This is a genomic window from Pseudomonas sp. AP3_22 TE3818, from assembly GCF_053628995.1.
In genome coordinates this window covers 3,963,247-3,975,054 of the sequence record NZ_JBRJHL010000001.1, presented here as the reverse complement: position 1 = coordinate 3,975,054, position 11,808 = coordinate 3,963,247, and the positions used below count along the sequence as shown (strand labels likewise).

Annotated in this window: 10 protein-coding genes; 4 read left to right on the top strand and 6 right to left on the bottom strand. The window is 61.7% G+C overall.

What is annotated here, in order from left to right; all coding sequences use genetic code 11:
* The first annotated feature begins 99 nt into the window (after window positions 1–99).
* Window positions 100–873: an AraC family transcriptional regulator gene (locus AB7M25_RS17885; protein WP_429389791.1), complete on the top strand. Its 774-nt coding sequence runs from the start codon at window positions 100–102 to the stop codon at window positions 871–873.
* 53 nt (window positions 874–926) lie between these two features.
* On the opposite strand, the gene AB7M25_RS17880 is transcribed toward AB7M25_RS17885, so the two are convergent.
* Entirely contained in the window at window positions 927–2,264 is a 1,338-nt protein-coding gene (locus AB7M25_RS17880; RefSeq protein WP_429561246.1) for a 2-hydroxycarboxylate transporter family protein, read from the bottom strand.
* A 128-nt stretch (window positions 2,265–2,392) separates the two neighbouring features.
* Here AB7M25_RS17880 and AB7M25_RS17875 point away from each other — a divergent pair, with 128 nt between their 5' ends.
* Window positions 2,393–3,307 carry a LysR substrate-binding domain-containing protein gene (locus AB7M25_RS17875; protein ID WP_429389795.1) on the top strand — a complete coding sequence of 305 codons (915 nt, stop codon included), beginning with the start codon at window positions 2,393–2,395 and terminating at the stop codon, window positions 3,305–3,307.
* 768 nt (window positions 3,308–4,075) lie between these two features.
* On the opposite strand, the gene leuD is transcribed toward AB7M25_RS17875, so the two are convergent.
* Window positions 4,076–4,684: a 3-isopropylmalate dehydratase small subunit gene (gene leuD, locus AB7M25_RS17870; protein WP_429389797.1), complete on the bottom strand. Its 609-nt coding sequence runs from the start codon at window positions 4,682–4,684 to the stop codon at window positions 4,076–4,078.
* A 3-nt stretch (window positions 4,685–4,687) separates the two neighbouring features.
* Window positions 4,688–6,109 (bottom strand): 3-isopropylmalate dehydratase large subunit, encoded by a 1,422-nt coding sequence (leuC, locus tag AB7M25_RS17865; RefSeq protein ID WP_454237748.1) that lies wholly within the window; start codon window positions 6,107–6,109, stop codon window positions 4,688–4,690.
* A gap of 83 nt (window positions 6,110–6,192) precedes the next feature.
* On the opposite strand from leuC, the gene AB7M25_RS17860 reads away from it, so the two are divergent.
* Both AB7M25_RS17860 and AB7M25_RS17855 read left to right on the top strand, forming a co-directional pair.
* A complete protein-coding gene (locus AB7M25_RS17860; protein ID WP_454238388.1) occupies window positions 6,193–6,531 on the top strand; it encodes a hypothetical protein in 339 nt (112 codons plus the stop codon).
* Window positions 6,532–6,607: 76 nt separating this feature from the next.
* A complete protein-coding gene (locus AB7M25_RS17855) occupies window positions 6,608–7,504 on the top strand; it encodes a LysR family transcriptional regulator (RefSeq protein WP_454237747.1) in 897 nt (298 codons plus the stop codon).
* 4 nt (window positions 7,505–7,508) lie between these two features.
* Here the strand turns inward: AB7M25_RS17855 and AB7M25_RS17850 are convergent, their stop codons facing one another.
* The 3 genes from AB7M25_RS17850 to AB7M25_RS17840 form a co-directional block, all read right to left on the bottom strand.
* Window positions 7,509–8,942 (bottom strand): aldehyde dehydrogenase family protein, encoded by a 1,434-nt coding sequence (locus tag AB7M25_RS17850; RefSeq protein ID WP_454237746.1) that lies wholly within the window; start codon window positions 8,940–8,942, stop codon window positions 7,509–7,511.
* The gene (locus tag AB7M25_RS17845; RefSeq protein ID WP_429518883.1) at window positions 8,939–10,129 is read right to left on the bottom strand and encodes an iron-containing alcohol dehydrogenase; all 1,191 of its coding nucleotides are present in this window, start codon (window positions 10,127–10,129) and stop codon (window positions 8,939–8,941) included. Before AB7M25_RS17845 ends, AB7M25_RS17850 begins: the two co-directional genes overlap by 4 nt.
* 61 nt (window positions 10,130–10,190) lie before the next feature.
* A complete protein-coding gene (locus AB7M25_RS17840; RefSeq protein ID WP_454237745.1) occupies window positions 10,191–11,672 on the bottom strand; it encodes an APC family permease in 1,482 nt (493 codons plus the stop codon).
* Window positions 11,673–11,808 lie beyond the last annotated feature (136 nt).

The following is an 11,808-nucleotide window of genomic DNA, read 5'->3' as shown; positions in this document are numbered from 1 at the left end:
CGCAAGGCGCAGCCAATTTCAGGGTTCGGCGTTATCCTATGGCCCACAAAGTCGCCCGTCTCGCGCAACTCGGGCGCCGACCATCGCAAAAAGGGCGTCATGATCAAGCCATTGCAGACATTTCTTGCGGAAATCGACCAGGGCGGCTGGAACGTTCGCAGCAGTGCGACCGATTACCCGGAAAACTGGTTTATCGCGCCGCATTCCCATGAGAAGCATCAACTGATCTATGCCATCGAAGGCGTGATGGTGGTGCACGCCGCCACCAGCCAATGGACGGTGCCACCGAGCCGAGGCATCTGGATGCCCAGTGGGGAAGTGCACTCGATTCGCTGCGTGGGGCCGATCAAGATGCGCAGCGTGTTTGTGCACCCCGACGCAAGCCCGGACCTGCCAGGCGAAACCCGCGCGGTGAGTGTGTCCGCCTTGCTCAGTGAGCTGATCAAGGTCTCGGTGGACTTCGATTTCAATTGCGATCCGGACTCGCGGGAAGCCCGGGTGCTGCGGCTGATCCTGGATGAACTGACGATCCTGCCGACCTTGCCTTTGAACCTGCCGCAGCCCACCGATCAACGGATCAACCAGATCTGTAGCGCATTGCAGCAAGACCCGGGCGATGGCTCGACCTTGTCGGATTGGAGCGCGCGGTTGAGCCTCGACGCCAAAACTATCCAGCGCAGATTCCGCAAGGAAACCGGCATGACTTTCGGCCAATGGCGCCAGCAAGCGCGACTGTTGCTGGCGCTGGAACGCATCGCCGTCGGGGAGAAGATCATCGACATCGCCGGGGAGCTGGGATACGACAGCCCGAGCGCGTTCACCACCATGTTCAAGAAGCAGTTCGGCAAGACGCCGAGTGATTTTTTCAGGTGATGAAAAGGGAGTTCTCTTGCTCAAGAGAACGCCCTTCGGTCACCGGCACAGCGTCAAACAAAAAGTCGCAACAGTATCGTCGCCAGAATCACCGTCGAAGCCCCGCCAATGCGCGTGGAAATCTGCGCGAACGGCATCAGCGACATGCGGTTGGACGCCGAGAGGATCGCCACGTCTCCGGTGCCTCCCAGGCCGCTGTGACAGCAGGTCACGATGGCCGATTCGATGGGGTACATCTTCATCAGGTTGCCAATGAAAAAGCCGGCCACGGTCATCGACACCACCACCGAGACGCACACCAGCACATAGCCGACCGAGAACACTTTCACCACGCTGTCCAGCGGCACGTAGAGCATGCCCAGGCCGATCATGACCGGCCAGATGAAGGCCGACGACACCAGCTTGTAAAAGGTGTTGGCGCCTTTCTCGAGTTTCTCCGGCAGCACCCGAAGGTACTTAAACAGCACCGCCGCGAGGATCATCATCACCGGGCCGGGAATGCCCACGACTTTTTCCAGCAGGCCGCCGAGGACGAAGAACGCGCAGATCACCAGGACCCCGGCACCCATGACGCGGAAGTCGACAAGGGAGCCGGTGTCTTCCTTGACCTTGAATTTATCGTTCTCGTCCTTGGCGCGGATCAGCGATCCTTCGCCATTGATGTTCGGGCGTTTGAGAGCCAGGCGAGCGAGAAAACCGGCACAGATGATCGCCGCGATGTTGCCGACCACGGCGGCGGGCGCCAGTTGCGCCACGTAGATATCCGGGGTGCCGCCGAGGATCGCCGAGTAGGCCAGCGACAGGGGCAGAATCCCTTCGCCGATCCCGCCGCCAATGATCGGCACGATGATGAAAAAGAACGTGTGGTGAAAGCTGTAGCCCACCAGTTTGCCGACCGCCAGCCCGCTGGCAACGGCGGCCAGGGTGCCGACGAGCAGGGGAATGAACATCCGCAGCATGCCCTGGACCAGGATGAAACGGCTCATCCCCAGAATGCTGCCGACCACCAGGCTGGCGATCACGAAGTACAGGAAATTGGCTTCCTTCATGAGCATTTTGGTGGCGTCGATCGTCGCCGGCCCGAAGAAGCCGTAGAACACCAGGATCGAGGGCAGCATCAGGCACAGGATCGCGCCGCCGCCGATTTCCTTGAGGATCGGCAGGCGCGAGCCCAGTTGGCCGAAGAACACGCCCATGGTCATGATCACGGCGAGCCCGCCGATCATGTTCTTGGGCAGCAAGCCCAGGTGGGCCGAGAGATAAACGATGACTGCGATGCCGAGAAAGATCGGCAGCGGGATGACGCCGATTTCGTAGGCGCAGAGGCTGCGCAGGCGTTGCACGAAACCGCCGTCGGGGGTGTTAAGGGTTTGCTCGTAGGGCTTGTTCATGTCGCGCTTTCCTCATGTTGTTTTTATCGAGGATTCAGAAACCACGGTTGGCCGGGGATGGATTGCCACTCGGTAGATCGATGCTATCCTTCGCGAATAACGCGATAAACAGCAAAAGTATGAGGCGTATGAACACGAATCGTGATCAATTTCCCTTGCCTGAAGACCTCAAGGTGTTCCTCACCGTCGTGCGCAAAAACGGCTTCGCCAGCGCCGCCGAGGAGCTGGGGTATTCGCCGGCCTACATCAGCAAACGCATTTCCGTGCTGGAAACCACGCTCTCGACCCGCCTGCTGCACCGCACGACAAGACGCATCGCACTGACCGACGACGGTGAGCGGGTGCGGGTGTGGGCGGAGAAGTTGCTGGGTGACTTCGATGACTTTGTCGGCGAAATATCCGAGGCGCGGCAACAGCCCATGGGCTCGTTGCACATCTGCAGCAGCTTCGGTTTTGGCCGTAATCATGTGGCGCCGGCCATCTGCGAGTTGTCGCAGACCTATCCGAAGCTGGAACTGCGTCTGGACGTGTTCGACCGCGTGGTCGATATCGTTGGCGAGGGCTTCGATTTGGAGATTCGCGTGGGGGATGACCTGCCGGGTCAGCACCTGGGGCGCAAACTGGTGAGCAACCGGCGGGTGCTGTGTGCGACGCCCGAGTACCTGGAGCGGCGTGGTGTGCCGCAGTCTCTGGCTGACCTCAAAGACCATGATTGCCTGGTGCTCAAGGAGCGCAACAACGCGTTCGGCGTATGGAACCTGACGAAGGACGGGCAAGAAGAATCGGTACGTGTCAGCGGGCCGTTATCCTCGAACAACGGTGAGATCGTGTTGCAGTGGGCCTTGAGTGGCGGCGGGATTCTGTTGCGCTCGATGTGGGATGTGAAGCCGATGCTGGAGCAGGGGCGACTGGTGCAGGTGCTGCACGATTACACCCAGAGCGCCAACGTCTGGGCGGTGTACCCGACGCGGCTGAGTCAGTCGGCCAAGCTGCGGGTTTGCGTCGAGTTTCTCGAGGAATATTTTCGTCATCTGTCTCTGTAGGAGCGAGCTTGCTCGCGATGGACTCAAGAGCGCCGCGTTTAGCCAGTAAACACGCGTTATCGTTGACGACCATCGCGAGCAAGCTCGCTCCTACAGGAATCTGCTCGGCCCGTTGCAACGTGGTGCCAATGGCATCGAGCCCCACCGGCGTCATTATCCTCTGTAGGAGCGAGCTTGCTCGCGATGGATTCAAGAGCGTCGCGTTTAGCCTGTAAGCACGCGTTATCGTTAACGACCATCGCGAGCAAGCTCGCTCCTACAGGAATCTGTTCGGCGCGTTGCAACGTGGTGCCAATGGCATCCAGCCCCAGCAGCGTCATTATCCTCTGTAGGAGCGAGCTTGCTCGCGATGGATTCAAGGGCGCCGCGTTTAGCCAGTAAACACGCGTTATCGTTAACGACCATCGCGAGCAAGCTCGCTCCTACAGGAATCTGCTCGGCCCGTTGCAACGTGGTGCCAATGGCGTCCAGCCCCAGCAGCGTCATTATCCTCTGTAGGAGCGAGCTTGCTCGCGATGGATTCAAGGGCGCCGCGTTTAGCCAGTAAGCACGCGTTATCGTTAACGACCATCGCGAGCAAGCTCGCTCCTACAGGAATCTGTTCGGCGCGTTGCAACGTGGTGCCAATGGCATCCAGCCCCAGCAGCGTCATTATCCTCTGTAGGAGCGAGCTTGCTCGCGATGGATTCAAGAGCGCCGCGTTTAGCCAGTAAACACGCGTTATCGTTGACGACCATCGCGAGCAAGCTCGCTCCTACAGGGTCCTTATCAGTTCAGCCAGGGATTTTCCGCCAGGTGCCGGGCTTCGAACTGGCGAATCTGTACGGCCCGTTGCAACGTGGTGCCAATGGCATCCAGCCCCAGCAACAATGACTGCTTGCGCAGTTCATCGATCTCGAACGGGATCAGGTTGCCGTCCGCCAGTTCGATGGTTTGCTCCGGCAGGTTGACGCTGATTCGAGCCGTTGCCGGATTGCTGGTCAACGCGGCAATCTGCTTGAGTTGATCCTCGGTCAGCTGAATCGCCAACACCCCATTGCGCTGGCAGTTGTCGTAGAAAATGCCGGCGAAGCGGGTGCCGATCAGTGCGCGGATGCCGACCTGCTTCAGGCCCCAGACCGCATGTTCGCGGCTCGAACCACAGCCGAAATTGGCACCCACCACCAGAAACGCAGCCTCGCTCCAGGCCGGTTGGTTGAGGATGAACCCCGGATCGGGTTCGCCGGACTCAAGGAACCTCAAGTCAAAGAACAGGCCCTTGTCCAGGCCCTTGCGATCAATCCCTTTGAGGAACTGCTTGGGCATGATCACGTCGGTGTCGATGTTGGCGGCCAGGAGCGGGGCGGCGCTGCCGCTGATGATAGCGAAAGGTTGCATGGTTCAAGCCTCCAGCGCGAAGGTGCGCACGTCGGTCAAGTGCCCGGTAATCGCTGCGGCGGCAACCATGGCCGGGCTCATCAAATGGGTGCGCGCACCGGCGCCTTGCCGGCCTTCGAAGTTGCGGTTGGTGCTTGAGGCGCAGCGATCACCGGGGGCGAGCACATCGTCATTCATGGCCAGGCACATCGAGCAACCCGACTGACGCCATTCAAAACCGGCGTCGAGGAAGATCTGCGCCAGCCCTTCGTCTTCGGCCTGGTCACGCACCATCGTCGAACCGGGAACAATCATGGCCCGCACGTGGGCCGCCACCCGTTTGCCGCGCACGACGCGGGCGACGTCGCGCAGGTCCTCGATGCGCGCATTGGTGCACGAGCCGATAAACGCGTGGCTGATCACCACGTCGCTGAGCGGCATGCCCGGCTCCAGGCCCATGTAGTTCAAGGCGCGTTGCATGCCCTGACGCAGGATCAGGTCTGGCTGCGCGGCCGGGTCCGGCACATGCCCGCCCACCGGTGCGGCCTGATCGGGGCTGGTGCCCCAGGTGACCATGGGTTCGAGCGCCGCGACATCCAGGGTGACTTCGCGATCGAACACCGCACCTTCGTCGCTGTGCAGGCGGCGCCATGTTGCGACGGCCTGTTCCCACAGCTGGCCCTGGGGTGCGCGGGGCTTGCTTTGCAGGTAGGCGAAGACCTTGTCATCCGGAGCCATGAACGCGCCTCGGGCGCCGGCCTCGACGGCCATGTTGCAGATGGTCATGCGCGCTTCGACGCTGAGGTCGCTGATCGCCGGGCCGGCGAATTCGACGGCATAGCCCGTGGCGCCCGAAGCGCCGATTTTCTCGATCAGGGCCATGATGATGTCCTTGGACGTCACGCCAGGCCCGAGCAGGCCATTGACCGTCACGCGCATCGTCTTCAGGCACTTGTAGACCAGGGTTTGCGAGGCCAGCAGGTGTTCGATTTCCGAGGTGCCGATGCCGAAGCCGAAGGCACCCAGGGCGCCGTAGGTGGTGGTGTGGCTGTCGCCGGCGGCAACGACCATGCCGGGCAGGATAAAGCCCTGCTCGGGGGCCACGACGTGCTCGATGCCCTGGCGCTTGTCCAGCACATCGAACAGTTCGATGCCGAAGTCGCGGCAGTTTTCTTCGAAGTAGGACACCTGACGGGCACCGCCGGCGTCCGGCATGGCGGCAATACGTGTCGGTGCCGTGGGATTGACGTGGTCGACCACCGCCAGCGTCGCACTCGGCCGCCAGGCTTTGCGACCTGCGTCGCGCATGCCGCTGAAGGCTTGCGGGCTGGTGTATTCGTTGGCGACCTGGCGGTCGATGTACAGCAGCACGTGGCCCTGATCGTCGAGGGCACAGACGGTGTGACTGTCGATGTGTTTCTGGTAGAGCGTTCTGGGGCTGTGCATGGTGTGGGCTCTTGTTGTCATGCGAGATCACGGAAACGTACCCACAGCATATTCGTCGCCATTTCTGCATCAAGCGCCATTAAGTGAAGGCATTGAACACGTTGTGTGAACAATCGATGCCTGCCCGGCGTAAAGAAATCACCTGGAACACTGGGGGAAATGCCGTAATCGATGGGGTTCTTCTCAATATCCCGCCTGTGGGGGGCTGCCTTAGGCTGTGTGTTTTTGGCAAACCGGTCGGCGGAGTCGCTATGCGTTTATTTGAACTGATCACTTTCACTGTGCGCGTGCGTACCGTCGCCGACCCTGGTGCGCACCCAGGCAGTCGCCGACGCCGTCTGGCCGCCGGAAAACTCCGGCCCGCAATTGCGCGACATGCGCTCGACGATCTACCTGCCGGCGAAGTTCTCGCCCTGCAGTGACGGGGGCATGGCTCGACTAGCCAGGGGTGAATTCAAGATGGTTGAATAGCGCTCCCCAAGACGTCGAGACAACACAGTGCTCAGAAACGTGACGGACATGGATTTGCGCCTGCTGCGCATTTTTTCCATCGTCGTGAAATGCGGTGGGTTCACCGCGGCCCAGGCCGAGTTGAACATGAGCCAGTCGAACATCAGCACGCACATTTCCGGGCTGGAAAAGCGCCTGGGCTACCGCATCTGCGAGCGCGGCAAGGGCGGGTTTCGCCTGACCGAAAAAGGCCAGCGCATTCTCAAGGCGTCGTCGGTGATGTTCAGTGCGGTGGACGCCTTTCGCGACGAGGCACAGGACCTGGCGGGGCGGTTGGTCGGCGATCTCCATGTGGGCCTGGCCGACAATATCGCGACCTTGCCGACGGCGCGCATCGATGCCGCCATTGCGCGGTTCTATCAGCGTGAGCACGACATGCACCTGCACATCTTCGTCAATTCGCCGACGGAGTTGGAACTGGCGGTGATTGATGGGCAACTGGACCTGGCCATTTCGTACTTCAGCCGGCCGTTGCCGACCTTGACCTATCAGCCACTGTACTCGGAAGAAATCGGGATTTTCTGCGGGCAGGCGCACCCGTTGTTTGACGTGGCGTCGCCGAGCCTGGAACAGCTCCAGGCCAGCGACTGGATTCGTCACGGTTTTCTGCCGGTCGATCAGGTGCTGCCGATTGCACCGGATCGCGCTTCAGCCACCGCCTACCACATGGAGGCGGTGGCCCATGGCGTGCTGGCAGGGACCCATCTGGGTTATCTCCCGGCGCATTACGCCCGGCCGTGGTTACAGAGCGGGCAGATGCGGGCGTTGCACCCTTTGAAGCTGCGCTACGAGGTGCAGCACAGCATGATCACCCATGTCGGCCATCCGCAAAGCGAAGCGGTTCGCGCGTTTATTGCGGACTTGCTGACCGAGCACGGCGTGTAGCCAATCAGCCCAGGCAGCGGGTGACGTGCTTGACCGACTGATAGGCCGACAAACCCCACGGCCCGAGTTCGCGGCCGATGCCGCTGCCCTTGGTGCCGCCCCACGACGTTTCGACGAACACGGCCTGGATCGAGTTGATCCACACATGACCGACTTCCAGCGCATTGGCGACACGTTCGGCACGTTCCAGGTCGGCGCTGATCACCGTGGCGACCAGGCCAAAACGGCTGTCGTTGGCCAGCGACAAAGCTTGCTCTTCTGAACTGAAGCGATGGCTGCACAGCACCGGGCCAAAGATTTCTTCACGCCACAAACGGCTGTTCAACGGCACGTCGGTGTACAGCGTCGGGCAGACGAACCAGCCCAAATCAGGCAGCACGTCCCCACCGGCCGCACAGTGCAGGCCTTCGGCGCGGGCGATGGCGAAGTACTCGTTGACCTTGTTCCATTGCACCTGGCTGGTCAGCGGGCCCATGTCAACTTCGCCAGTGAGCGGGTTGCCCACACGCAGTTTTTCCAGGGCTACTTTCAAGCGTTCGGTCAGCGCATCGGCGATGTTGTCCTGCACCAGCAGGCGCGAGGTGGCCGAGCACATCTGGCCGGCGTTCCAGCAGATGCCGGCGACGATCCATTCCACGGCCTGATCGAGGTCGCAATCGTCGAACACCACGATGGCCGACTTGCCGCCCAACTCCAGGGTGACCGGCCGGCAGTGGGCGGCGCTGCTGTGCATCACCTGGCTGCCAACGGCATTGCTACCGGTGAACGAGAGCTTGTCGATGCCGGGGTGATTGCTCAACGCCGCACCGGTTTCAGCCTTGCCACCGACGATGTTGAGCACGCCCGCCGGTAAGCCCAGTGCCTCGGCGATGTGGCCGTAAGTCTGTTCGATCAGCGGGGTGATTTCCGAAGGCTTGAGCACTACGGTGCAACCGGCGGCCAGGGCCGGTGCAAGCTTCCAGGCACTGGTGACCAACGGGAAGTTCCACGGCACGATCAAGCCGACCACACCCACCGGTTCCAGACGTGTGTGGGAGGTGAAACCGGGCACGGACAGGGCCACTTCACGGCGCTGCTGATCCGCGAGTCCTTCGGCAAGGCCAGCGTAATAGGTGAAGGTGGACACGGCGTCGTCGATGTCGACGACCGCCTCGTGATGCGGTTTGCCGTTGTTCTGCATTTGCAGTGCGATCAGGCTTTCACGGCGCTGTTCGATCTGCTCGGCGAAGCCACGCAGGTAGGCGGCGCGTTCGCTCGCGCTGATGTTGCGCCAGGCAGGCAGCGCCCGGCGCGCGGCGGCGATGGCTTGATCCACTTGTGCCGTGCTGGTGGCCATGAATTCGGCAAAGGGTTGGCCGAGGGACGGGTCGAACACGGTGATCAGTTCGGCACCTTCGCCCGCCACCCAGTGTCCGTCGATGTAATGTGCGTGGGTCATGCGGATACTCCTGGCAGGACGCCCTTGACTGCGTTACTAAAGATCTGGCTGTAGTCGGCGGCGCTGAGGACGCAGGCGTTGGTGTCGGAAGAAGAAATGTCGGCGAGCGCTTGTTCCCCGACCCAGTCTGCCGCCTTGGCGTCGAGGCCGATTTCCTCCAGGCAGTGGGGAATCCCGAGCCGTTGACGCAACTCCAGCACCCAGTCGAGGAAGCCTTGGAAGTCCGCCTGCGGCAGTTCCAGGTAGCGGGCCAGCCGTGCGATGTCGGGGCTGATGGTGTCGCGGTTGGCGATTAACACGTAGGGCAACAGGATCGCGTTGAGCAATCCGTGATGCTTGTGATAACGCGCACCCAGCGGATGGGCGAGGGCATGCACGCCGCCCAGGCCTTTCTGGAACGCCACCGCTGCCATGGCCGAGGCCACCAGCATGCCTTCGCGGGCGACCAGGTCCTGGCCATCGGTGTAGGCATTGAGCAGATGCTGCTGGATCAGGCGAACACCTTCGACGGCCACGCCGGAGGACATCGGGTGATACAGCGGCGAGCAGAAGGCTTCGATGTGGTGGGTCAGTGCGTCCATGCCCGTCGCGGCGGTCAGCGCTGCTGGCAGGCCGCGGGTCAGTACGGGATCGAGGATCACCGTGGCCGGGAGCATTTCCGGGTGGCTGATCACACGCTTGATGTTCAGTTCGCTCTGGGTCAGCACGGCTTCGCGACCCAGTTCGGAACCGGTGCCGGCGGTGGTAGGCAGGGCGATCAGGCGTGGCAGGTTCAGGCGTGTGAAATCCGCCAGGCTCGGGTAGTGGGCCATCACTTGCGACCACTCGAAGCGCACCAGGCCTTCAGGGTCGACGGCCGCGAGGCTGATGCCTTTGGCAGCATCCATCGCGCTGCCGCCACCGAGGGTGATCAGCGAATCGTGTTGCCCGGCGTGGTAGGCGGCAACGCCACGGGCCACGTCGTCCATGCTCGGGTTGCTGGCGAGGTCGCTGAACACCGCGAATGGAATCCGTGCCTCGGTCAGTCGGGCCTTCAGCAGCGCCAGTGGTTCCAGTGCGAGCATGCCAGGGTCGGTGACCAGCAGCGGGTTGCGCATGCCCAACAGGTTGCAACGCTCGGCCAGCAGGTCGAGCGCGCCCGGCCCACAGAAAATTTCTGTAGGGTAATTCCAATAATGAACAGACATTTGAAACTCCGGATCGGCGAGGCCCATCAACCGTGGGCCTCACACAACAAGACAGGGGGTGTTATTCGGTGCGCAGTTGTGGGGTGGCGGTGCGCAGATACGGCTTGGCCCAGACCATGTAAAGCAGGCCCAGTACTGCCAGCACCGAGAACACCAGGATTACCGCCCACACCTGGAACCACGGCGCGCCCGGTGGTGCCAGCGATTCCCTGGGCCAGGCAACGTTGATGGCTTCGAACACCAGCCACACGAACGCGACAACGTTCACCAGCAGCCCCCAGCGGCCGAGGCTGAATACGCCAGGCTCGGGTTTCCAGCGACCACTCAGGCGAGCGAGCAGGGCGCAGGACACGACGATCAAAAACACCACGAAGAAGCCGCCGCTGCCGAACGCAATCAGGGTGCCAACGGCGGTCGCGTTCAAGCCCAGCACCAGGCCGAAACTGGCAAACAGGGTGCTGAAGACCATGGCCGCGAACGGCACCTTGCGCTTATCGACCTGACGCAACAGCGCCGAGGCCGGCAGGATCGAATCGCGGGCCATGCCGAACACGGCGCGACCGATGTAGGTCTGCACCGACACCACACAAGCGATGAACGCCACTAGCACGATGCCCACAAATGGACGCTCCGACCACGCACCGAAGGCGTCGACGACGGCTGGGGTGACCGGGTCGATGATCTGCCCCGAGACCATGCCGGCAGTGTTGGTGTAGGACAGCGTCACGGCGAACGCGGTTAGCATCACGGTCAGGCCGACCAGGATCATTGAACGCAGAATCGCACGCGGCGTTGAGGTACGGGCGTCGGCGGTTTCTTCCGACACTTGCGAGCAGGCATCAAACCCGAGGAATGCCCAGCCACCGACCGCCATCGCCGTCAGGAAACCGGAGAAATACGAACCGTCAGCGTTGCCGGTGGCCGGCAAGCCTTCAAACAGCAACGACAATGAATGGTTGCGGAAGAACAGCAGCAACAGCACGCCAATGCCAATCGAGGCAATGGCTTCGGCGACGATGCCGGCGTTGACGAAATGCTTGAGCGGGTTGATCCCGAACAGGTTCACGCCCAAACCCACCAACAACAGCACCGCGCCACAGAACACCTGGGCATTGGCCGACGGTGGCTCACCGGTGAAAAACAGCCACAACCAGAAACCGCCGAGGTAGGCCACGGTGGTCAGCGAAGCCAGCGCCGAGGCCAGGTACATGAAGCCGGTGAACCAGGCCCAGCGGTCGCCGGCCAGGCGCTTGACCCACTGGTAGCAACCGCCGGCCAGCGGGTATTGCGAGGCCAGTTCGGCATAGACCAGTGCAACGAGCAATTGCAGCGCCAGGCACAACGGCACGATCCACACCCAGGACGACCCGGCGCTCATGGCGCCCAGGGACATCACCGAATAGATACCCACGACCGGCGACACTGTGGCAAAACCCACCGAAAACGACGACCAGAGGGACAAGCCGCGATGCAGTTCCTGGGCATAACCCTGGCTGTGCAGCAGGTTTTCATCGGCATTTTGCCGTGAGGGGGAGGAGGTCATTGATCACCTCCAACACAAGCGCAACGACCGGCACGCAAGCGTGCGAACGTAAATGACATGGGAATTCCTTGGGTCGGCAGACACATTGTTTTTAGGATCGCCTTTTAATCAGGCTTACCGACGAAACGGGCTCCTG